Source organism: Actinocrinis sp., assembly GCF_035650855.1.
Lineage (GTDB): Bacteria > Actinomycetota > Actinomycetes > Streptomycetales > Catenulisporaceae > Actinocrinis.
In genome coordinates this window covers 16,936-39,667 of sequence record NZ_DASRGV010000027.1, presented here as the reverse complement: position 1 = coordinate 39,667, position 22,732 = coordinate 16,936, and the positions used below count along the sequence as shown (strand labels likewise).

18 protein-coding genes are annotated in these 22,732 nt (G+C 69.3%); 8 read left to right on the top strand and 10 right to left on the bottom strand.

Going from position 1 to position 22,732, the window contains the following annotated elements:
- Window positions 1-126 precede the first annotated feature (126 nt).
- Entirely contained in the window at window positions 127-1,479 is a 1,353-nt protein-coding gene (locus VFB40_RS02305) for an MBL fold metallo-hydrolase RNA specificity domain-containing protein (protein ID WP_324847570.1), read from the top strand.
- Between the two features lie 79 nt (window positions 1,480-1,558).
- Here the strand turns inward: VFB40_RS02305 and VFB40_RS02300 are convergent, their stop codons facing one another.
- Both VFB40_RS02300 and VFB40_RS02295 read right to left on the bottom strand, forming a co-directional pair.
- Window positions 1,559-2,041, bottom strand: coding sequence for a hemerythrin domain-containing protein (locus VFB40_RS02300; RefSeq protein WP_324847569.1), 483 nt, complete (start codon window positions 2,039-2,041; stop codon window positions 1,559-1,561).
- Between the two features lie 167 nt (window positions 2,042-2,208).
- The gene (locus tag VFB40_RS02295; protein ID WP_324847568.1) at window positions 2,209-3,249 is read right to left on the bottom strand and encodes a LacI family DNA-binding transcriptional regulator; all 1,041 of its coding nucleotides are present in this window, start codon (window positions 3,247-3,249) and stop codon (window positions 2,209-2,211) included.
- A 478-nt stretch (window positions 3,250-3,727) separates the two neighbouring features.
- Here VFB40_RS02295 and VFB40_RS02290 point away from each other — a divergent pair, with 478 nt between their 5' ends.
- The gene (locus VFB40_RS02290; protein ID WP_324847567.1) at window positions 3,728-5,077 is read left to right on the top strand and encodes an extracellular catalytic domain type 1 short-chain-length polyhydroxyalkanoate depolymerase; all 1,350 of its coding nucleotides are present in this window, start codon (window positions 3,728-3,730) and stop codon (window positions 5,075-5,077) included.
- A 95-nt stretch (window positions 5,078-5,172) separates the two neighbouring features.
- Here the strand turns inward: VFB40_RS02290 and VFB40_RS02285 are convergent, their stop codons facing one another.
- Window positions 5,173-7,122: a glycosyl hydrolase family 18 protein gene (locus tag VFB40_RS02285; protein WP_324847566.1), complete on the bottom strand. Its 1,950-nt coding sequence runs from the start codon at window positions 7,120-7,122 to the stop codon at window positions 5,173-5,175.
- A 206-nt stretch (window positions 7,123-7,328) separates the two neighbouring features.
- Here VFB40_RS02285 and VFB40_RS02280 point away from each other — a divergent pair, with 206 nt between their 5' ends.
- Both VFB40_RS02280 and VFB40_RS02275 read left to right on the top strand, forming a co-directional pair.
- Entirely contained in the window at window positions 7,329-7,472 is a 144-nt protein-coding gene (locus tag VFB40_RS02280; protein ID WP_324847565.1) for a hypothetical protein, read from the top strand.
- Window positions 7,473-7,955: 483 nt separating this feature from the next.
- Window positions 7,956-9,494: an LCP family protein gene (locus tag VFB40_RS02275; RefSeq protein WP_324847564.1), complete on the top strand. Its 1,539-nt coding sequence runs from the start codon at window positions 7,956-7,958 to the stop codon at window positions 9,492-9,494.
- 77 nt (window positions 9,495-9,571) lie between these two features.
- On the opposite strand, the gene VFB40_RS02270 is transcribed toward VFB40_RS02275, so the two are convergent.
- Window positions 9,572-9,967 (bottom strand): hypothetical protein, encoded by a 396-nt coding sequence (locus VFB40_RS02270; protein ID WP_324847563.1) that lies wholly within the window; start codon window positions 9,965-9,967, stop codon window positions 9,572-9,574.
- 215 nt (window positions 9,968-10,182) lie between these two features.
- Between VFB40_RS02270 and VFB40_RS02265 the strand changes: the two genes are divergently transcribed.
- Both VFB40_RS02265 and VFB40_RS02260 read left to right on the top strand, forming a co-directional pair.
- Window positions 10,183-10,815: a RhiA family protein gene (locus tag VFB40_RS02265; RefSeq protein ID WP_324847562.1), complete on the top strand. Its 633-nt coding sequence runs from the start codon at window positions 10,183-10,185 to the stop codon at window positions 10,813-10,815.
- A 58-nt stretch (window positions 10,816-10,873) separates the two neighbouring features.
- The gene (locus VFB40_RS02260; RefSeq protein ID WP_324847561.1) at window positions 10,874-11,257 is read left to right on the top strand and encodes a hypothetical protein; all 384 of its coding nucleotides are present in this window, start codon (window positions 10,874-10,876) and stop codon (window positions 11,255-11,257) included.
- Between the two features lie 137 nt (window positions 11,258-11,394).
- On the opposite strand, the gene VFB40_RS02255 is transcribed toward VFB40_RS02260, so the two are convergent.
- Window positions 11,395-12,129 (bottom strand): ArsR/SmtB family transcription factor, encoded by a 735-nt coding sequence (locus tag VFB40_RS02255; RefSeq protein ID WP_349261304.1) that lies wholly within the window; start codon window positions 12,127-12,129, stop codon window positions 11,395-11,397.
- Between the two features lie 56 nt (window positions 12,130-12,185).
- On the opposite strand from VFB40_RS02255, the gene VFB40_RS02250 reads away from it, so the two are divergent.
- Window positions 12,186-12,890 carry a flavin reductase family protein gene (locus tag VFB40_RS02250; protein ID WP_324847559.1) on the top strand — a complete coding sequence of 235 codons (705 nt, stop codon included), beginning with the start codon at window positions 12,186-12,188 and terminating at the stop codon, window positions 12,888-12,890.
- A gap of 36 nt (window positions 12,891-12,926) precedes the next feature.
- On the opposite strand, the gene VFB40_RS02245 is transcribed toward VFB40_RS02250, so the two are convergent.
- A complete protein-coding gene (locus tag VFB40_RS02245) occupies window positions 12,927-13,712 on the bottom strand; it encodes a PIG-L deacetylase family protein (protein ID WP_349261308.1) in 786 nt (261 codons plus the stop codon).
- 261 nt (window positions 13,713-13,973) lie between these two features.
- On the opposite strand from VFB40_RS02245, the gene VFB40_RS02240 reads away from it, so the two are divergent.
- Complete coding sequence (locus VFB40_RS02240; RefSeq protein ID WP_324847557.1) at window positions 13,974-17,555, top strand: ricin-type beta-trefoil lectin domain protein; 3,582 nt, start codon at window positions 13,974-13,976, stop codon at window positions 17,553-17,555.
- An 87-nt stretch (window positions 17,556-17,642) separates the two neighbouring features.
- On the opposite strand, the gene VFB40_RS02235 is transcribed toward VFB40_RS02240, so the two are convergent.
- The 4 genes from VFB40_RS02235 to VFB40_RS02220 form a co-directional block, all read right to left on the bottom strand.
- A complete protein-coding gene (locus VFB40_RS02235; RefSeq protein ID WP_324847556.1) occupies window positions 17,643-18,434 on the bottom strand; it encodes an SAM-dependent methyltransferase in 792 nt (263 codons plus the stop codon).
- A 133-nt stretch (window positions 18,435-18,567) separates the two neighbouring features.
- Complete coding sequence (locus VFB40_RS02230; RefSeq protein ID WP_324847555.1) at window positions 18,568-19,854, bottom strand: ABC transporter ATP-binding protein; 1,287 nt, start codon at window positions 19,852-19,854, stop codon at window positions 18,568-18,570.
- Window positions 19,855-19,859: 5 nt separating this feature from the next.
- Window positions 19,860-21,488: an ABC transporter permease gene (locus VFB40_RS02225; protein ID WP_324847554.1), complete on the bottom strand. Its 1,629-nt coding sequence runs from the start codon at window positions 21,486-21,488 to the stop codon at window positions 19,860-19,862.
- Window positions 21,485-22,543, bottom strand: a complete 1,059-nt coding sequence (locus VFB40_RS02220; RefSeq protein ID WP_324847553.1) for an extracellular solute-binding protein — start codon at window positions 22,541-22,543, stop codon at window positions 21,485-21,487. The genes VFB40_RS02225 and VFB40_RS02220 overlap by 4 nt, the downstream gene beginning before the upstream one ends.
- Window positions 22,544-22,732 lie beyond the last annotated feature (189 nt).

The following is a 22,732-nucleotide window of genomic DNA, read 5'->3' as shown; positions in this document are numbered from 1 at the left end:
CCGGCGCCGAAGACGCAGCCCGACGGCTCCGTCAGCGCGCCGGCGGAGAGGGGCCGAGTCATGGTGATGACACATGAGCGCGCACGATCGCACGGTGCCCTGACGTTTCTCGGCGGAGCCGGGACCGTGACCGGGAGCAAATTCCTGGTCGAGTCGCCGCGTGGGCAGCGCGTCCTGGTCGACTGCGGGCTGTTCCAAGGGCTCGGCGAGTTGCGCCGACGCAACTGGCGGCCGCTTCCACTCGACGCCCGCGACATCGATGCCGTCGTCATCACGCACGCGCATCTGGACCACTGCGGCTACCTGCCCGCGCTGGTGAACCACGGCTTCCGCGGGCCGGTCTACGCCACCGGGGACACCGCGCAGCTGGCCGCGATCGTTCTCAAGGACAGCGCGCATCTCATGGCGGAGGACGCGCGCCACGCGAATGAACACGGCTGGTCCAAGCACCGCCCCGCGCTGCCCCTCTACACCGCCGAGGACGCGGAACTGGCGATCAGCCGCTTTCACACCGCCCGATTCGGCGAGCACGTCGAGGTCGCGCCGGGCGTCGAACTGCTCTTCCACAACGCGGGCCACATCCTCGGCTCCAGCTGGGTCAGCCTGGACCTGGCCGGCCGGCATCCGCACCGCCTGGTGGTCAGCGGCGACCTGGGCCGGCCCGGCCACCCGCTGTTCCGGCCGGCCGACCCGTACGACGACGCCGACACCGTCCTGATCGAGTCCACATACGGCGACCGGGCACACGAGGTCGAGCACGTCGGCGAGCGGCTGGCCGAGGTGATCCGGCGCACCGCGTCACGTGGCGGCTCCCTGCTCATCCCGGCCTTCGCGGTCGACCGCACCGAGGTGATCCTTCACGAGCTGTCCCGGCTGCTGAGCGCCGAGCGGATACCGCGCCTGCCGGTCTACGTCGACAGCCCGATGGCCCTGGCCGCCCTGGACATCTATCGCAAAGCCCTTACCTCGCGCTGCGATCAGCTCAGCCCTCAGCTGCTCGACCGGGAGGACGACCCCTTCGACACCGGCGCGATCGTGGAGGCGCGCACCCGAGAGGAGTCCCAACGCCTTAACGATCCGGCGATGCCGTCCATCATCATCTCCGCCTCAGGCATGGCGACAGGCGGACGCGTCCTGCACCACCTTGAGCGCATGGCGCCCGACCCGCGCCACACCATCCTGCTAGTCGGCTTCGCCGCAGCGGGAACCCGGGCGCGCAGCCTGCTTGACGGCGCCCGAACGCTGAAGATGCACGGGCGCTACATCCCGGTGCGCGCGGAGGTAGTCGAACTGCCCGGGTTCTCCGCGCACGCGGACGCCGACGACCTGCTTTCGTGGCTGCGCGCCGGACGCGAGCCCGACACCGTCTTCGTCGTGCACGGCGAGCCGTCGGCCTCCGCGACCTTGCGCGATCGCATCGCGGAAGAGCTCGGCTGGACCGCCGTCGTGCCGACCATGGACGAGCACGTGCGGCTCTGAAACCGGGTCGCGTCGCGCGCAGCACCAAGGTCACCGCCGCGCCAACGCGGTTGGCGCGGCGGGCGTACCGGGCCGGCGGTCAGGCTCCGGCGCGGGCGCTGCTGACCTTCAGCGGATCGCTGGGCGCCTCCTTCTTCGCCGCCTCCATCTGCTCGCCGAGGTCCTGCAGCAGCTTGCGCCCCAGCGCCTTGCGCACCTCGGGGAACAGCTCGCCCTCCTCCTCCTCGACGTGGTGGCGCACGTTCTCCATCAGGACCCGGACCTTCGCGTCGTAGGTCTCGTCGGCCGGGTCGAGCCCGCCGAGCTCGGAGAGCAGCCAGACCACCATGTGGTGCTCCTCCACGCTCTCCAGCACGTCGTCCTTGGGACCGGCCGCCTTGGCCGCGGGGTAGAAGACCGATTCCTCGATGTACGTGTGTGTTGTCAACTCCTGGATGATCTCGGCGACCAGGCCGGCCTTGGCCTTGGTGTTCTGGCCGTCCTGCTTCGCCAGCTTCTCGAACTGCTTGAACAGCTTCTCCACGGTCTTGTGGTCGTTCTTGAGCAGCACGATCGCGTCCATCGGCCCTCGTCCTTTCCGTGCGACTGACGGGCCTGCCGAGTGCCCTGTGAACGAGCTGTCATGCAGGTCATTCACTCGTTGGGCGTGGTTGCGTTCGGTTTCGAAAAGCTGCCGAAAATTGCGGATTCCGCCCTCGGCGCCGATGTCGCTCCTGCCCCGGCGCCGGGCTACCGATTCGGCGGCGCCGTGCTCTGCCGTACGACCAGCTCGGTCGCCAGCTCCACGCGGGTGTACCGCGGCTGCTCACCGCTGGCGATCTGCACCACCATCTCGGCCGCGGCCGCTCCCATCTCCACCAGCGGCTGCCGCACCGTCGTCATCGGCGGCCCGGCCCACTGCGTGAACGGCAGATCGTCGAACCCGATGACGCTCAAGTCCTGCGGAATCCGCACGCCCGCCTGCCGCGCCGCCTCATAGACCCCGTGCGCCTGAAGGTCGTTCGCGGTGAAGATCGCGGTCGGCGGATCCGGCAGCTGCAGCAGCGCGGCCCCGTCACGCAGGCCGCCCTCGACGTAGAGGGTTGAGACGCGCACCAGCCGCGGATCCACCGCCGCTCCGGCCATCTCCATCGCGGAGCGGTAGCCGTCGAGCCTGGCCCGGCAGCACGGCCACTGCACCGGCCCGCTGAGCATCGCGATCCGCCGGTGGCCGAGGTCCAGCAGGTGCCGGGTCGCGGCCAATCCGCCGCTCCAGTTGGTGGCTCCGATGGACGGCGTCTCGTGCATCGGCTCGCCGGTCGGATCCAGCACCACCAGCGGGAGCCCCCGGCTGGCCAGCTGGGACTGCTGCGCGACGGTCAGCTCGGAGAACACCGCGATCACGCCGGTCGGCCTGCGGGCAAGCACCTGTTCGGTCCAGGCGTGGCCGGGGGTGAGCCGCCCGTCCATCTCGGTGAGCACCACGGCCAGGTCGTGTTCGCGGGCCACCCGCTCCACGCCGCGGATGATCTCCAGCGCCCACAGGCTTTCCAGGGCGTGGAAGATCAGTTCGATGATGGCCGCCGGGGCGTCCGCCTCGGGGCGTCGGTAGCCGTGCTCGCGGATGACCGCCTCGACCCGCTGCCGGGTGCCCAGCGCGACCCCGGCCTTCCCGTTGAGCACCCGCGAGACCGTCGGCGCGGAGACGCCGGCGAGCCTGGCGATGCTGGCGACGGTGACCTCGCGGCGGCGTTGCCCGCCGGGATCGCCGTCGCGTCGGGGTGCGGTCACCGCCGCAGTATAAGAGCGAGCGAGGCGTGGGGGTCGGCTGTATTGCCTTTGCGGCTGACGCCGCGTGGGCGAGCGGGTCGAGGGCCGAGCATGGCAGGGCGGAGGAGGGAGGCGGCCCGCCACGCGGCGCCAGCCGCAAAGCTGGCACTGCGGCCGTCGACCGACGACAACGCAGCCAGGCGAAGGTCATCGGCACGAGAGCCCGGCCCCCATGCCTCGCTCGCTCTGCGGCCGGGATACTGCCGCGATGCGGTCGCTACTTGCCGTTCCAGGTCAGCGGGCCGTGAAATTTTCCGTCATTCACCCGGAACATTTCTAGATCCATGACCTGCACCTTGACGAAGCAGGGTGCGCACACCTACCGTCACACGCACCCACGGTACCGGGCTCTGGATCGAAATGTTTCGACTCCTACCGTCGGCCCGGCCGACAAGACAGCGTCGTCTCGACCAAGACTCCTCGAAGGAGGAGAGCGCCCGTGAAGAAGAGAACCAGAGCGCTGGCCGCGGTACTGTCCGCGGCCGTGTCCGCGGCCTTCGGCCTGCTGATCGCGCTCGCCCCGGCCGCGCACGCGGCCTCCCTGGTGCAGATCACGAACTTCGGATCGAACCCGGGCAACAGCAAGATGTACCTATACGTGCCCAACAGCGTGCAGGCCCACCCGGCGATCCTGGTGGCCGCGCACTACTGCACCGGCACCGGACCCGCGTTCTACTCCGGCACCGAGTTCGCCTCGCTGGCCGACAAGTACGGCTTCATCGTCATCTACCCCGACGCCAACCGCAGCGGCCAGTGCTGGGACGTGTCCTCGGACGCCGCGCTGAGCCACAACGGCAACAGCGACCCGGCGGACATCGTCTCGATGGTCCAGTACGTCGAGCAGCACAACAACGGTGACTCGTCCCGGGTGTACTTCACCGGCGCGTCCTCAGGCGGCATGCTGACGGACGTCATGCTCGGCGACTACCCGGACGTGTTCAAGGCGGGCGCAGCATTCATGGGCGTGCCCTTCCACTGCTTCTACACCGGCACGGTCGACGGCTGGAACTCCGCCTGCGCCCAGGGCCAGGTCAGCAACACCCCGCAGGCCTGGGGCGACTACGTGCGCAACGCCTACCCCGGCTACAGCGGCGCTCGGCCGCGCATGCAGCTGTGGCACGGCACCGCGGACACCACGCTGAACTACAACAACTTCGGCGAGGAGATCAAGCAGTGGACCAATGTGCTTGGGGTGAGTCAGACCCCGTCCTCCACGAGCGTCGTCAACGGCTCCTGGACGCACACCACCTACGGCAGCGCCACCAGCCCGGTGGTTGACGCGTACAGCATCGCAGGCGTCGGACACAGCCTGCCGCTGTCCGGCATGGCGGCCATCGCCATCCACTTCTTCGGTCTCGACGGCAGCGGCGGCGGCACTCCGTCGCCGAGCACCTCGCCCAGCCAGTCGCCGTCCACCTCGCCCTCGGCCTCACCGTCCGCCTCACCGTCGCAGAGCGGCGGCGGCGGATCAGGGGCCTGCCACGTCAGCGACACGGTCAGCGCGTGGAACACCGGCCTGACCGAGAACATCACCATCACCAACAACAGCACCAGCGCGATCAACGGCTGGCGGCTCGGGTTCACCCTGCCCTCGGGCCAGACCGTGGTGTCCGCGTGGAACGCGACGATCAGTCCGTCCAGCGGAGCGGTCACCGCGACGAACGTGAGCTACAACGCGTCCATCCCGGCCGGAGGCAACACCAGCTTCGGCTTCCAGGCGAACCACACCGGCAACGCCGCGGCGCCCACGGGCTTCACGCTCAACGGCACCGCCTGCTCCGTCGGCTGACCTTCCGCGAGCCGCGGGGCCGCCCCTGAGCTGCGCCAGGGGCGGCCCCGCCTTTTATGTTCTCTGATCGTCGCGCCTTGTATCAGGACTCTAACTCAGCAGGCTCCGTTGTCGGTCCAGACGTTCTGCGAGTTGTTGCCGGGGATGTCGCCCTGGGTCCACCACTTCGCGGTCCACTTGTGCCCGTTGTAGGAGACCACAGCGCCACCGTTGTACGCGGTCGTAGACACCCACGCCGGAGCCGAGCAGGAGCCGCCGCCGGTGGAGGAAGCGGACGGGCTCGGGTTACCGCCGCCGCTGCACGCCCCGTTGTCGGTCCAGACGTTCTGCGAGTTGTTGCCCGGGATGTCGCCCTGGGTCCACCACTTCGCGGTCCAGGTGTGCCCGTTGTAGGAGACCACAGCGCCACCGTTGTAGGCAGTCGTGGAAACCCACGCCGGAGCCGAGCAGGAGCCGGTGCCGCCGGTCGGGGAGGCCGAGGGCGAGGTGCTCGGGCTCGGCGAACCGCCGCCGGTGGAGGTCGGGCTGGCGCTCGCGCTCTGCGACGGCGGCGCGGCCGGGCACTGCGAGGCCGAGCCGTTGACGTCGGTGACCGTGTCGTTGAACAGCGTCGCGGCCGGGTCGAGGTCGTAGAGCGAGAACATCATCGCGCCGCCGAGACCGTTGCAGTGCAGATAGTCGGCCTTGGCCTGGATCGACTGGGCGTCCTCGCCGGTCCAGAAGTTGGAGCCGTCGTAGAAGTAGGCCGCCTGCGCCGCCGGATCCCAGAAGGTGTCCGACGAGTTGTCCACCACGCCGCCCAGTTCCTTGTACATCCGGATGCCCGGCACGTTGCCGGAGAGCGCGGCGCCGGTGGCCGGACCGCTGGCCGCCTGGAACAGGCCGTGGTTCGCGCCGGCCGACACCCCGGTCCAGCCGCGGTAGTAGAACGGCACGCCGATGGTCAGCTTGCCGGCCGGGAAGCCGCCGGGTATCCCGTACTGCGGATCACCGACCGTCCAGGCCTTGACCGCCTCGTCGACCGTGTACTTCGAGGTCCCGGGGGCGACCGGGCTCATCGGGTCGTTCGGGTTGTCGTAGATCGGCGCCTGGTGGTTGGTCGGGCCTGTGCTCTCCCAGCCGCCGTGCATGTCGTAGGACATCACGTCGGCGAAGGTCAGGTACTGCCCGACGTTGTTGGTCTCGATGTCCGCGATCTTGTCCTGGCCGGCCGGTACCGCGGCGGACAGCGTGTACTGCTTGCCGGTGCTGCTGGTCAGGGCGTTGAGTTCGGTGCGGAACTCCTGCAGCAGCAGGGTGTAGTTCTGCTTGTCCGCGGCCGAGTAGTGGTTGCCGAGGTGCCCGCCCGCGTTGCCCGGGTACTCCCAGTCGATGTCGAAGCCCGAGAAGATCCCGGCCGCGGTGCCGGGGCCGCCGTAGCCGCCCTGCGACGGGATGTTGCCCTTGATGAACATGTCGATGCAGGAGGAGACGAACTTCTGCCGCGAGGCTGCGGTGGCCGCCACGTCGGAGAAGTACTTCGAGTAGGTCCAGCCGCCCAGGGAGACCTCGACCTTGAGGTTCGGGTACTTCTTCTCCAGCTCCTGCAGCTGGTGGAAGTTGCCGACGATCGGCATGCCGTAGGCGTCGGAGGTGCCGTCCACCGAGATCGAGGAGTCGTAGGACTTCTGGTAGTCCGCGAAGGAGTCGCCCGCGCCGTCGCCGGCGTTCGGATCGGTCTCGCCGCCGGGGTCGGGGTCGGTGGCCTTCGTGGTCTCGAAGCAGGTGAGGTTGGTCGGGTCGATGTTCTCGAAGTCGTAAATCAGATAGTTGAGTTTCCCGGCGAGGCCCTCGGTGTCGAGGTTCTTGGGGTAAAAGGCGTTCTGGTAGATCGACCACTGGTCGAAGTAGGCGATCTTCAGTCCGCCCGAGGTCGCCGCGGCGCCGGTGGTGTTGGTCGGTGCGGCCTGGGCGTTGGTCGCCCCGAGCAGCGCCATGCTCGTGCCGATCGCGACGGCGGCCGCGCTGGTCGCCGCCGCGAGTACGGCGCGTCTGGGTCTACGCATGTCTCCTGGCTCCAGTGAGGGGTGGGAAGGGAGTGCGCCGGACGGCCGGATCCGGCGCAGTGCGGGCGCCGGATCCGGCCGGGCTTGGGGGGTGGGTTGCGTGGTCGGAATGCAGCTGACCGCAGCGCGGATCCGGGTACGGGCGGGTCCGCTAACGGGGGCCGGTCGCCGGATACGCGGGCGCCGCGTCAGCGAAGGCGGAGGTCGTGGGCGCCGAGTTCGCGGCGGCGCAGTACCCGGACGCCGAGCGCGCGGACGGGCAGGCCCCGGGCGGGGGCGGGCAAGACCGGCGGGGCCGGCTGGTTGAACGGCGATTCGACACCATCGTCGTCGCGACTCCAATCGGGTGAACGGCCACCGGCCGTCCGCCGCGGAGTCCGGCCGGCCGGGGGGCCGGGTGGGCGGACTCGCGCCGCGCGGGGCAGGTTGGCTCGATCCGACGGATGCGCCGTCCACCGGTGAGGGCAACGTCAACGGTCTACCGAGCCGGATCACGCTTGTCAAGATAGGTCTAGTCCAATCGGACTAGACCAGACAACGATGTCAGCAGGCAGTGCGCAGGCCGGCGCCTAGTCAGCGAGCCTTACCAGCCGCGCTTAATCTTCAGTTGAAGCTTTCTTGGCCGCGTCCCGGCATCAATGCCGGAGGATCGGCAGGCCTGCGGTAAGCGGTTCGACCGCGCCGCGCCACTCGACACCGCGCCCACCGTCACCGCGCCCTTCGACGCACTCCCCGACACCGTGCCCTCGACACGGACCATGCCGTTGCCTCGCCGTGACACTTTGATACAAGAGCCGCGATTCCGCGGCCCCGGGCGAGGCGTCATTGCGGGCATGACCCACCGACGGAAACGCAAGCGCAAGGCGCTGAAGTGGATCGGGCTCTCGCTGGCCGCGGTCGTGCTCGCCGCCGGGGGCGCGGCCGCGTACGTCTACGTGCACTTCAACCAGAACCTCAAGAGCGCGCCGCTGCTGCCGCAGGGCGTGACTCAGTCCGCTGAGGTGCCGAACCGCTTCGGTCAGACCGCGCTGAACGTCCTGCTGCTCGGCAACGCCGGGCGGATCGACGCCGCGGACTGCCACCTCGGCGGCGCGTGCGCGGACACGGCGCCGACCGCGGACACGATGATGGTGCTGCACCTGGCCGCCGACCGCTCGAACATGACGGTGATGTCGATCCCGCGCGACTCGATCGTGAACCTGCCGGCCTGCGCGCACGACCCGGTGGACCTGATCAACGCCTCCCTGGTGCACGGCCCGTCGTGCTCGGTCGAGGCGGTGCACGACCTGACCGGGCTGACCATCGACCACTTCATCGAGATCGACATGGCCGGCATCGTGACGATGTCGAACGCTCTGGGCGGCGTGCCGGTGTGCGTCACCAACAACATCGAGGACGACTTCTCACACCTGAAGCTGCCGAAGGGCAGAACCGTGGTCCAGGGCACGCAGGCGCTCGGCTGGCTGCGCACCCGGCACGCGTTCATCAACGAGGTCTACCGCGAGCAGGCCCAGCACCTGTTCATGGCGGCGCTGCTGCGCAAGCTCAAGGACAACGCCTCGCTCACGCACGTGATGACGCTCTACTCGGTCGCGGACGCGGCGACCAAGGCGCTGACCGTGGACTCCCAGCTGAGCAGCGTGACGGATCTGCTGAGCCTGGCGCAGGAGATCGGGAAGGTGCCGACGAGCCGGGTCACCATGCTGTCGGTGCCGACGGTGGACTATTCGGGCCCGAATGCGGCCTGGCGGCTGAGCCAGCTGCAGTTCCAGCAGCCCGAGGCCGACCGGATGTTCGCGGCGATCAGGGCCGACACTCCCTACACCCGCACCGCGGCCTCCGGCTCGGCATCCTCGTCGGCGGGATCGCCCGCGTCGGCGTCGGCTTCCGCCGCGAGCGGAGTTTCGCAGGGTTCTGGGAAATTGTCGGTGAACAAGGCGGCGGTGCGCGTGCTGATCAAGAACGGCAGCGGCGTCGACGGACGCGCCGCCGCGATCCGGTCCGCGCTGGCGGGCGACGGCTTCACCAGTGCGCTGCTCAAGACCGACAACGCGGCGCCGACTCAGACCAGCGCGCTGTACTTCCCGGCCGATCGCGCCGACTCGGCGGCAGCGGTCGCCGCCGCGCTCGGAATCCCGAGCTCGGCGATGCACGAATCCGGGGACTTCGCGCAGGTGACGCTCGTCATCGGGGGCGACTGGACCAGCGGGACCACCTTCGTCCCGGCGATGAGCGGCAGCGGCCCCGTTTCGTCACCGTCGACCGGCGGTTCGTCCTCAGACACGACCGCCGCGCCGCCTCCGGGCAACTCGCTCATGACGAACGGCGCGGACGCGAACGCCTGCGTGTATGTGCCGCACCCGGAATGGTGAGCGTTTCGGCCAAGCTTCGTCATATTTCGTCGCGGAATTGTCAGTGATGCAATCGCGACGCCTTCTTAAATGGGTTGCTAAATGCCGTCGCCGTCGACCGGCTGGTGTTTTCGGGCCGCGCTGAGTTCTTCGACGAGCCGCCGCCACGGAAATTCCGCGAACGACTGCGCCGTGTACACCGCGGCCTCGCCGTCGACCGGGACGAACACGATCGCGGCCAGCAGCGGCTCGTCGAGCCGGCCTTCGAGGTTGCGCTCGTTGGTGGCCTGCGGCGGTGGAATGGGCTGCTCAGCGGCGTGCCGTGCGTGATAGGCGCGTTGTCGGCAGGCGGCGGAGCAGTAGCGGCGCGGCCGACCTGCCGAGGCCGGGGCGGGCAGCTGCGCATCGCACACGAGACAGTTCATCGGCGTACCTTTCCCCGGCAGGTCGCGACCGCGACGGAACATATCGTCCGCTCCGCCGAGAAAAATCATGCCATAAGCACTGAAGCCGACAATACGGCCGATCGAGTGAAACGTAATTCAGAGTGTTGACGCTCTTCGCCTCGCGTTGTTTCGCTGAACTCGGCGGACGTTCCTGAAATCGATCCGGAATTGCCCGCTAAACCAGTCAACGATCACGCGGGGCGGCGGGCCGACGGCGACACCTCGGCCTGCGGCCACCGCGCCGGACCCCGAAGGAGCGTTCCATGGCCGGCACCGAGTACCGCCTGACCGTCGTCAACAACTCGACCAACTACGTCGACCTGTGCGTCTACCAGAGCCCGCCGGACCTCGGCGTGCCCGACGTCAACGCCCTCGCCTGGCTCGCCGAGCCGGCCCATCCGACCACCACCGTGCACTTCAGGTGGACCATCGACTACTCGTTCGTCTGGTCCAACAACGGCGAGCTGGCGGTCGGCTCGCTGTTCGACGCCTCCCAGGACTGGCCGGCCGACCCGTACGGCAAGACGGCGCCGCAGCAAGCGCAGCTCAGCTACCTCAACGGCGCGTACACCTTCGACGAGGGCGCCCAGCCGGTGCCCACGCCGCAGCCGGGCAACCTCTACATCCACGAGGACGCCACCATCCCGCTGCGCGAGGCCAGCGTCGGCGTCGGCATGTCCGGCGCGGGGACCTTCGCCGTGGTCGCCCAGCCGAATCAGAACCTGATGTTCACTCCGCACCCCGAGTACTGGATCACCGCCGGCGTGTTCACCGCGGGCCAGGTCATCGACGAGGAGCAGATCAGCGACAAGGCTGCGGTCGCGTTCCCGCCCGGGGTCTTCTCGATGCTTGCCACCCTCAATCCGGACAACAGCTGGACCGTGCAGCCCGACTGAGGGCCGCCGCACCGGACCGAAAGGCCACGACCGCTTCCGATACCCGTAGGAGATTGAAATGCCCCCGAGCGCACAGCAGGCACAGAACGTCGCCGAGGAGTGCGTCAGCCACTTCGTCGACAAGCGCACGAAGAGCGAGTTCGAGTACTACTTCAACAAGACCGACGCCGCCAAGATCCGGCGGGACAAGAACGGCACGACCACGGCCTACACGGTCACCTCCCTGCCTGCCACCTGGTTCGTCCAGGACAGCGCCGCGAAGGCGGTCCTGGCCTGGTGGACGGGTGGCGGGGCCGCGCAGCTGCCCGGCGGCTGCGACGATCCCGGCGGCGCGGTCGACAAGAATCCGAGCACGATGCACTTTCGCGTGACGCTCACCGGAACGGCGAACGGCGCCGGTCCGCACGAGGGCACGGGCAAGTTCAAGTTCGTACTCGGCTGACCGGCTCTGCCGTATCAGCATCCGTACCCGCATCCGCACAACGACCGCCCTGCGCGCGAGAGCGATTCGCGCGCAGGGCGGTCCGCCGTATCAGAACCCCTGCTTACTTGAGACGGACGGATCCGCAATGCGCCGACTCAGGACCGGCGCCGCTCCAGGACCTCCCCGGGCAAACCGAGTCCGCTGGACAGCACCTCGCGTCCGGTGTCCGTCACGGTCACCGCGCGCGTCGAACCGACCCGAGTGATCCAGCCCCGGTCGAACGCGTGCCGGCACACGGCGGCGCCGACCGCTCCGGCCAGATGCGGGCGCCGCTCGGTCCAATCGAGGCAGGAGCGCACGGCCGGCCGGCGCGCGCTCGCGTGGACCTCGATGCCCAGATCGGCGAGCCACTTGCCGCCCGCATCGGTCAGCGCGAGGCCGTGCGCCCAATCCAACAGTCCGCGCTCGGTCATCGCGTCCGTGATCGCCACGCCGACGACGCCCGCGAGGTGGTCGTAGCAGGTGCGCGCGTGCGCGAGCGCTCGGCGCCGGTTGGCGGCGGACAGCGAGCTGACCGGTGCGGCCCGCTCCGGCGCGATCGCGGCAAGGTTCTCGATCAGCTCGGCGACCTGTTGGCCGGCCAGCCGCACGTAGCGGTGCCGCCCCTGGCGTTCCTCCGCGAAGAGGCTCCCGGCGACGAGCGCGTTCAAATGCTCGGTCGCCGTGGACGCGGCGACACCCGCGTGCCGGGCGAGTTCGGTGGCGGTCCACGCCCGGCCGTCCAGCAGGGCGAGACAGAACGCGGCGCGCGTCTCGTCGCCGATGAGCCTGGCCACGGAGGCGAGATCGGGGCCGCTGGTGCGCGCGGATTTTGCGTCCATACGTCCCATTGTCGTCGGCGACGCTTCGGCGGGCACCGAAGCGTCCGCTGCCTAGGCTCGCGACCATGGACGCAGCAATCACCGAAGCCATCGCTTCGGCCGGCAGTCGGGATCGGACGACCGAGCAGGTAGCGACAGAGCCTGTCGCGATCGAGCAGGCAGCGATTGAGCACGTAGCGATTGAGCCGAGCATCCTGTACTTCGGCACGCCGGTCGTCCTGCTCTCCACCGAGAACGAGGACGGCTCGGCGAACCTCGCGCCGATGTCCTCGGCGTGGGCGCTCGGCCGCACCGTGGTGCTCGGCCTCGGCCGCGACGGACAGAGCGCGTACAACCTCGTCAGACGGCCCGACCTGGTGATCAACCTACCCGCTCCGGCGCAGTGGCGCGAGGTCGAGCGGCTCGCCCCGCTGACCGGCCGCGACCCGGTGCCCGCGTCGAAGCACGCGGGTTGCCGCTTCGAGCCGGACAAGTTCGGCGCGGCCGGGCTGCGACCCGAGCCCTCGCACACGGTGCGGCCGCCGCGGGTGGCGCAGTGCCCGCTGCAACTGGAGGCACGCGCCGCCCGGGTCCGGGCGGACATCTCCGGCGACTTCGTGATCGTCGAGGCGGTCGTGCGCAAGGTACACGCCGACCCGCGCATCGTGGTGCCGGGGACGGACCACATCGACCCGGCCGCGTGGAGTCCGCTGATCTACAACTTCCGGCACTACTTCGGCCTCGGACCGGAGCTTGGCCACTCCTACCGGAGCCAGACGTCCCGGGAGTAACAGGTACCGCCGAGCCGCGATGCTCCGGTACCTCGACTACACGATCTTCTCGCGCACGAAACCGCCGACTACCGCGTCCGGGTCCACGTACCACTCGTGACCGAGTAAGAGCGCGAACAACGGCGTCGGCAGGCCCGCCAACGCGCGCAGCGGTAGCGAAGCGCGTCCCTTTCCGCGCACCTGCGAGGCGTGGCAGGCCAGCGCCGCGCGCTTGGCTCCGGCGAAGCGGCGCACGTCGACCCGGTGCGTTATCGCGGCGCGCGGGCTGTACGACGTGCGGATCGTCTCCGGGTCGTAGCCGCGCAGCAGGCCGACCGCGCGCAGCACCTGGAAGGTCCGCACCAGGGGTTCGCGCGGCGCGGTCGCCTGTAGGACACGGCGCACCTCGGCCAGGCGGGCGGCGCGTGCGCCGACCTCATGGACGCGAACGTGGTCGCGATGCCCGTATCCGCCTTGCGGGTCATAGCTGATCAGCACGTCGGCGTGTTCCTCGCGCAGGATGTCGGCGAGCCGCTGTGCCGCCTGCTCGATCGGTGCGCGGGCGAACCGCGCGCGATCGGCCGGGTCGGGGAAGAACGCCGGTCCCCAGCCGCTGTCTGCATAGCCGAGGTGGGCGACCCGCGCCACGCCCAGCACCCGGGCGCTCGCGCGCAGCTCATCGAGCCGCCGCGTCGCATCCTCGCCGGTCGCCTCGCCCGTGACCCCGTCACAGGCCACGACGATGACGGTGCGATGGCCTTCACTGGCGAGGCGCGCGAGGGTGCCGCCGGTGAGCAGAGCCTCGTCATCCGGGTGCGCGTGAAAGGCGACGACCGTGGCCATGCGCAGCATGGTGACGTCGCGGGCGTTGCGGATCAAGGGCGCATCAGAGGCCATACGCGATCGTTACCAGACGCTAACGAAACCCTTGGGAATCCGTCGTCGGACCGTGACCGCCGCGCCACCTTTGTTCGATCGCGGGGAGAATTGATCGGACCTCTGTTCAAGCCGGTTCTGCTCTGACCGGTCTTGTTCGACTGCTGTGGTTCTGCTAAACAGCAAACTGACAACGTTGTCAACCTCGCGCCTCATCGTGGAGCAGGCATGTACCCACAATCGCCACGCACCACCTCTCCGACCCCGATCCCAGCCCGCACGCTGACCGCAACCGCCGCGCTGCTCGCCCTCCTCGGCACCGCGCTCGTCACCTCCGCTCCCCCGGCGGCCGCCAAATCGGCCCGCGCGACCGCCGCCTCCGCTACCGTCACCGACGGCAGCGCCCGCTTCGAAGTGCTCACCCCGACGCTGATCCGGCTCGAATACGCCGGCGACGGCAAGTTCCAGGACGCCGCGACATTCAACGCGGTGAACCGATCATTCCCGGCCGTGCCGTTCACCACCTCGGTCAGCGGCGGCTACCGGCAGATCGACACCGGCTCGCTCACCCTGCGCTACAAGGAAGGCAGCGGCCCCTTCACCGCCGCCAACACCTCGGTCGTCGTCTCCGGGACCAACGTCACCGCCGCACCGTCCTTCCCCTCCTACTGCGCCTTCGCCACGGCCTGCGAGGCCGAGAACAGCCTCCTGAGCTGGGGTGCCTCGACCGCGTACGACCACAGCAACTACACCGGCTCCGGATTCGTCGCCGGCTTCAACCAGGCGCACAGCGGGATTCAGCAGGACGTCTCGGCAGTCCCGTCCTCCGGCACCTACCAACTCAGTGTTCGATATGCCAACGCGACCGGCGGCGACGGACAGGACACCACGCGTACCCTCTCGACCACCGTCAACGGCGCACCAGGCCCGACGCTGACACTCCCGGTCACAGCATCCTGGGACACCTGGTCGACAGTGTCCGTCCCGGTCAGCCTCAAGGCCGGCGTGAACACGATCGGCATCGTGCAGAATCCCTCCGACAGCGGCAACGTGAACCTCGACAGCCTCGCCGTCACGGCCTCCGGCGCCGCCTATCCGCCGCCCGGCGCTTCGAGTTCGCTGCTGACCACGGCATATGGGGCCGGGCCGAAGGACACGCTCGGCGGCTGGGCCAGCTCGCTGGACAATCAGAATCCTGCCACCTCGATCGAGCATCCGGGCATCCTGGACCGCGACGGCTGGTATCTGCTGGACGACTCGCGCTCGGCACTGCTCAACGCGAACGGCACCGTGACCGATCGGCCGTCCCACGGCACGCAGCCCTACCAGGACGGCTACTTCTTCGGCTACGGCACGAACTACAAGCAGGGCCTCTCCGATCTCAACGCACTGACCGGCGGGGCAAACCTGCTGCCCGAATCCGCTTACGGCATCTGGTACTCGCGCTACTACGCCTACACCGCCGCCGACTACGAGAACACGCTGCTGCCCACCTTCCGCAGCACCTTCACGCCGCTCGACTGGCTGGTCGTGGACACCGACTGGAAGGCACCGAACCAGTGGGACGGCTGGAACTGGAACAGCGCCCTGTTCCCCGACCCGAACGCGTTCATGGCCTGGACACAGCAACAGGGCCTTGAGACCTCGTTCAACATCCACGTAGGCATCGCCGGCAACGATCCGCAATTCCCCGCCGCGAACTCCACCGCCGGCGGCCTTTCCCCCGACCCCGGCCGCTCCGGCGACTACGAGTTCGACTGGTCGAACCCGAACCAGCTGGCCGCCTACTTCAACCTGCACAAGCCCTTCGAGCAGCAGGGCGTGCGCGAATGGTGGCTGGATTACTGCGGCGGCTGCGGCAATTCCACCGCGAGCGACCCGCACGTCGCCCCGGACAACTTCATCAACCAGGCCTACGCGCAGGATGACGCGGCACGCGGGCTGCGCGGCTTCTCCTTCGGCCGCATCGGCTCCTCCGAGCAGGCCGGCGACTTGGGCACCTACGCGCTGGGGCCGTGGTCAGAGCGGCGCAACACGATGCAGTTCACCGGCGACACCGAGGCGACCTGGGCGATGATGTCGCTCGAGGCGCACTTCGCCGGGGACGAGGCCGCGGCCGGAATCTCCAACGTGAGCAACGACATCGGCAGCTTCCACGGCAACCACCTGGCCGACGACATGTACGCGCGGTGGGTGCAGCTCGGCACCTTCCAACCGATCGATCGGCTGCACTCCGACCACGGCGACCGGCTCCCGTGGAACTACGGAGCGGCCGCGGACGCGAGCGCCGAGCGCTTCCTCCGGCTGCGTGAGGCGTTGGTGCCGTACACGTACACCCTCGCCGAACAGGCGCACGCCACCGGCGTCCCGATCATCAGGCCTCTGTATCTCGACTATCCCGGCAACAACGAGGCGTACACCTACAACCAGGAGTACCTGTACGGCGACAACGTCCTCGTCGCGCCGATCACCTCGCCGAACGACGCCAACGGCAACGGCTCGGTCAGCGCTTGGATCCCGCCGGGCACCTGGACCGACTACTTCACCGGCACCAGCTATACCGGGCCGGCCGCGGTCACCATCACCGACCCGCTTTCCGCGATGCCGGTGCTGATCAAGAGCGGCGGCATCATGCCGACGCGCACCGACTACGTCCAGGACGCCGCGCAGAAGCCGCTGACGCAGCTCACGCTTTCGGTCGCGGCCGGAGCGGACGGCTCGTTCCCGCTCTACCAGGACGCGGGCGAGGGGGCCGGCTACCAGAGCGGCCAGTCCACGAGCACGCCGATCTCGTGGAGCGATGCCGCGCGGACGCTGACCATCGGAGCCGACAGCGGCGGCTTCAGCGGCGCGGCAAGCCGGCGTTCTTACACGCTGCGGCTGTCGAACGCGAACGCGCCGACGGCGGTGTTCGTCGACGGCGTTCAGGTCCCGGAAACCGCGTGGTCCTACAACCCGAATCTGCGGACGACAACCGTCGTCACCGCCGCGCTTCCGGTCAGCTCGGCGCACACGATCTCGCTGAGCGGCAGCGCGACCGCGAATCCGACGAGCGGAGAGGTCATCGGCGACGGCGGCCTTTGCCTCGACGTACGCGGCGGATCGACGGCGAACGCAACGCCGATCCAGCTGTACACCTGCAACCACACCGCCGCGCAGCAGATCGCGTATACGAGCACGAATACTGTGCAGGTTCTCGGCAAGTGTCTCGATGCCGCCAACGCGGGCACGGCGAACGGAACGCCGGTGCAGCTGTTTGACTGCAACGGCTCCGCTTCCCAGACCTGGGTCGCCGAGACGAACGGCGCGCTGCTCAACCCGCAATCAGGGCGCTGCCTCGACGACCCGAACGGCAACACCACGCCGGGCGCGGTCCAAGTGCAGCTCTACGACTGCAACGGTTCGGCGGCCCAGCTCTGGAAGCTGCCCCCAGGTCCGATCAACGGGCCCGGCGGGCTGTGCGCGGACGTGGCCGGCGCCGATCCGTCGTATGCGACCGCTGTGCAGCTCTACACGTGCAACCAGACCGATGCGCAGCGCTGGTTCGCGCCCGGCGACAGCACGATCCGCGTCTTCGGTAAGTGCCTCGACGTGCGCAACGCGGGAACCGCGAACGGGACGCAGGTTCAGCTGTTCGACTGCAACGGCAGCGGTTCTCAAACCTGGCTGAGCCAGTCCAACGGCTCGCTGCTCAACCCGCAATCAGGGCGCTGCCTCGACGATCCGAACAACGACGAGGCCTCCGGCGACCTGCTTCAGATCTACGACTGCAACGGCACCGTGGCGCAGCAGTTCCGCCTCGGCGGCTGACGCGCGGCGGTATTCATCTAAAGCACGAAGGTGTTCATCCACACCATGAAGGTGTTTATCCGAAGCACGAAATGATCAGCCGGTCAGTCAACCCACCCGGCCGAGCCCGCCGAGTATTCCCGGTACGGGCTCGGCCGAGCCGGGTTCCGGATGCCATCCGCCGACCCACACCAGTCCCGGCGGCACCAGCTGCGCGTCGCCGAACAACGCGGTCACCCCGGCCCGCGTGCGCGGATGCGCGCTCACGGTGGCGTTCTTCGTCGCGTCGGCGAGGCCGTCCATGTCCACGTCCGGATCGTCCGCGCTGATATGCGAGATCGCCAGGTACGAGCCGGGAACCAGCACCTTGCGATAGCGGGCCAGCATGGCGGCGGGATCCGAGGCGTCGTCGAAGTACTGCATCACCGAGAGCGCCAGCACCGCGACCGGTCGGCTGAAGTCCAGCAGCCCGGCGACCGTCGGCGCGGACAGCACGGTCTCCGAGTCGCGCAGGTCGGCGTGTGTGATCGTCGCGTTCTGATTGCCTTCGAGGATGCGTGAGCTGTACGCGACGGCCACCGGCTCGCTGTCGACGTAAGCGACCTTCGCCTCCGGCGTGACGCGGGTGGCGACCTCGTGCACGTTGCCCACGGTCGGAATCCCGGAGCCCAGATCAAGGAACTGGGTCACGCCGTGCCGGCACAGCCAAGTGACCACGCGGCGCAGGAAGTGCCGGTTCTCCCGCACCATCGGCACCACGCGCGAGTCGATGGCGATCATCCGGTCGCCCAGCTCCCGGTCCACGGCGAAGTTCGACGAGCCGCCGAGCCAGTAGTCGTATACCCGCGCGGGATTGGCCACCGTCACCTCGGGGTCGAAGTGCACGCCGCCGTCAGCCATCGTCGCCTCCCGCTCGGTTTCCGGGACTCAACCTAGACCTTGCCGCGCCTTCATCGCACCGTGGGGGTGCTGGCCCGAACGATCAGCACCCCGACGCTGCTCTTCCTGCACGGCTCCAGTACGGCTCCGCAGATCACGCGGCGGCAGGGACGTCCTCCGCGCGCCAGACGGCGATCGGGCTGCGCACGGTGAGCTTGACGAGCGTGCCCGCCGAGAGTTGTCCGCCCGCGGGCATGCGGACGAGCAGCTTCTCGGGCAGGCGCCGCACGTTGTCGGCCCGCTCGGCCTGCGGTCGCACCGTGAGCATCGCGTCGTGGCCGTAGTAATCGCACCGCTCCACAAGGCCGGGGATTCCGGCCCTCGCGGAGTCGTCGTCCGCCGCGTCGTCACACACATCGACGGAGAACTGTTCGGGCCGGATTAGCGCGGTAGCGGTGGTGCCGATGCTTGCGGTCGTGGCCGTGGCTGTAGCCGCAGCAGCGTCCTTCGCGCCATTGCTCGCGCCAGCGTCCTCCCTGCGCTCGCTCTCGGCGCAACTGCCGCCGCACTCGGGCAGCACCGCCAACAGGCCGAGCGGGCCGAGGTCGGCGCCGCTCGGGGTGAGCGTCGCGTCGAGCAGGTTGGCTTCGCCGAGGAAGCACGCCAGCTGCGGGTCCGCAGGCGTGTCGTACAGCTCCCGGGCAGTGCCGTGCTGCACGACTCGGCCCTCACGCAGGACCGCGATGCGGTCGGCCATCGAAAGGGCCTCATCCTGATCGTGGGTAACCAGGATCGCGGTACAGGCGGTGGCCCGCAGGATCGCCAGAACCTCGGCCCGGACCGACGTACGCAACGCGGCGTCGAGCGCGGAGAAGGGCTCGTCGAGCAGCACGAGGTCCGGGCGCGGCGCGAGGGCGCGGGCGAGGGCGACGCGCTGCTGCTGGCCGCCGGAGAGCTGGTGCGGGTACCGACCGGCCATGCCGCTCAGATCGGTCAGTTCGAGCAGTTCCTCGATACGCCCGGAGCGCCGTTGCGCCCGCGGCAGACCGAACCCGACGTTCTCACGCACCGTCAGATGCGGGAAGAGCGCGCCGTCCTGCGGTACGTAGCCGATGCGCCGCTTCTCCGGCGGCACCGCGCTACGAGCGTTATCCACGGTCCGATCGCCAAGCTCGATCTGGCCGCGGTCGGCGCGTTCGAAGCCGGCCAGCAGCCGCAGCATGGTGGTCTTGCCGCTGCCGGACGGCCCGAGCACCGCGGTGAGCGCGCCCGTGCGAATGGTCAGGTCCACGCCGCGCAGCACCGGCGTCGCGCCGTACGACTTATACAGGCCACTGATGCGCACGAGCGACGGCGCTGATTCGGACTCGGACCCGGTCGCGGCCGCGGCTGCGGGCCCTGATGCGGATTCGAGTCGCGGCAGTTCGGCGATCTGCGTCATGGCTTTCAGGCTCCTCGTTTCTTGTCGAACCACACGCCCAGCAGATAGCCGGGCACGACCGCGATCGCCACGATCGCCGTCGCGTAGGGGGCCGCCGCGGCGTACGACTGGTCGTTCTGGAAGGCCCAGAACTGGGTGGCCAGCGTCTTGACCCCGGAGGGAAGCAACAGCAGCGTCGCGGTCAGCTCGGTGACCACGGACAGGAACACCAGGCAGAATCCGGCCGCGAGGCCCGGTGCGATCAGCGGCAGGGTCACCCGCAGCAGCGCCCCGAGCGGCCGCTTGCCCAGCGAGCGCGCGGTCTCCTCGAGCCGGGCCGGGGCGTGCGCGAGGGAGGCACGCACCGAGACCAGGGCGAGCGGGCAGAACAGCACCGAGTACGCCGCGACCATCAGGATCGGGCTCTGATACAGCGGGAAGGCGTAGCGCACCGCGAAGAACACCAGCGCCATCGCGATCACCAGGCCGGGCAGGCCCTGCACGCTCAGCGTCACCGATTCCAGCACCCGGGAAAGCGGACCCGGATGCCGCTCGACCAGCAGCGCGACGGGCAGCGCCAGCAGGATCGCCCCGCCGGCCGCGAGCAGCGCGTACAGCAGCGTGGTCTCGGCGGCGGTCGGCACCGGGGCCACCGCGGGCAGCGTGGTCGGCTGCGTGCGCGTCAGCCAGTAGCCGAGGGTCGAGATCGGCACGCCGAGGGACAGCCCGGTCAGCGCCAGGCAGCCGAGGGTCACCGGGATCACGCGCAGGCCGAGCCGGTGCCGGACCGGCGGACGGCGGGCGCCGCCGCTCGCGCGCGAGACCCGGCCGTGCCGCCCCGCGGCGTAGTGCCTGGCGACCAGCACACCCAGCCCGAGCAGCACCAGGACCAGAGCCAGCGCGCTGGCCGCGGAGGTGGAGTAGGCGATGGTGAACTCGGTGAAGATCGTGGTGGTGAAGGTCTGGAAGCGCAGGATCTCGAACGCGCCGAACTCGGCAAGCAGCGCGAGGCAGACCACCAGGCTGCCGCCGATGAGCGCGGGCCTGATCTGGTGCAGGGTCACCCGGCGGAACGTGCCCAGCGGGCTCAGGCCCAGCGAGCGGGCGGCCTCCTCGAGGCCCGGGTCGGCCTCGCGCAGCGCCGCCTTGACCGGCAGGTAGATCAGGGGGTTGAGGCTGAGGGTCATCACCAGCACCGCGCCGGCCAGCCCGTGCAGCGAGGGCCACAGCGAGGACCAGGTGTAGCCGACGATGAAGTCCGGGATGGCGAGCGGGATCACGATCAGCGCCGACCACATCCGCCGCAGCGGCAGATCGGTGCGTTCGGTCGCGTAAGCCGCCGCGGTGCCGAGAATCGCGCACAGGACGGTGACGCAGACCGCGAGCTCGACCGTGTTGATCAGCAGGTGCGCGGTGAGCGAGCGGAACAGCAGCCGCTCGAGCGGCGCCCAGCCGGCCTGCGCGGCCTGGTAGACCAGGAACACCATCGGCAGCAGCACCAGTGCGGACGCGGCGAGCGACAGGCCGAGCAGGACCGGTGGGCGGCGGGCTCGGCGCGCGGCCACGAGCACGAGCCCGGGGGCAGCGGCTGCAGCGGACGTCTGGGGGAGCGAGGGCGCCGCGAGGGCGCCCTCCTGCATCGTCGGGGCGCTCACAGCAGCTGCGCCTGCTGGAGCAGCGAGATGGCGGTCGAGCCGTCGCCGAGCTTGTCGACGCCGACCGTACCCGGAGTCAGCGTGGTCAGCGGCGGTTCGGCCGCGTTCGCCGGGCTGCCGGGCAGCAGCGGGTACTCGAAGCTGTCCGAGTCGGCGATGATCTTCTCGGCCGGGGGCGAGGCCAGGAACTTGATGAACGAGGCGGCCGCGTCCTTGTGCTTGCTGGAGGCCAGGGTGGCGATGCCGGAGACGCTCAACACGTAGCCGGGGTCGCCCGCCGCGAAGTAGGCGATGCGCGAGTGCGCCTTGTCGAACCCGCCGTCGTCGACCGCCTGGCGGTACCAGTAGTAGTTGTCGACGACGCCGATCTGTACCTGGCCGGTGTCCACGTCCTTGGTGACGGTCTCGTTGTCCGGCAGCAGGTGGGCCGCCGCGTTGGCCTTGATCCCGTTGAGCCAGTCCGTGGCCGCCTTGGTCCCGTACTTGTCGGCCAGCGCGGTGATCATCGGCTGCAGGTCCGTCTCGCTGCCCGCGAAGGCGAGCTTGCCCTTGTACTTCGGGTCGGCCAGCGACAGCGCCGAGGTAGGCGCCTGCGAGGCCGGCACGCCGGCGCCGACGACGAGACAGGTGACCCGCCCGGTGATACCGACCCAGTCGCCCTGCGGGGAGTCGTATTTGGCCGGAATCGCGGAAAGCGCCTCGGCCGGGGCCGGCGCGAGCAAGCCCTTTTCCTGAACCTGTTCGAGCGCCGGCGAATTCTCCGCGAAGAACAGGTCGGCCGGCGACTTCGAACCCTCCTGCAGCAGCTGCTGGGCGAGCGCGCCCTCGTCGTCGCTGCGGACGGTCACCTTGATATTGGGGTTCAACTTCTCGAACGCGGACACCAGCAGCGCGGTGGTCTGTTCGTGCTGGCCGCTGTAGAGCACCAGATTCGTGGTGCCGGACACCTGCGCCGCCGTCGCGGACGTGCCGCCTAGAGTGCTGCACCCGCTGGCCGTGGCCGCGAGGGCGATTGCGGAGAGAGGGGCGGCGATCAGTAGGGGGGTGCGGCGCATCGGCAACTCCTGAGCAGGGGACGGAAAGGCTCCCGACCAAGGCCCTTCGCCTTAGTTAGGTTAGCCTAACCTTACTTGCGATTCGGCTTCGCGCAAGTCTCCCGGGAGGCATTTCTCGGGTAGTTTTCGCAGGCTTCGAAATCGCGACCGAGAATCGGGCACGCGTCATCGTTCCCTGATGAGTGGATC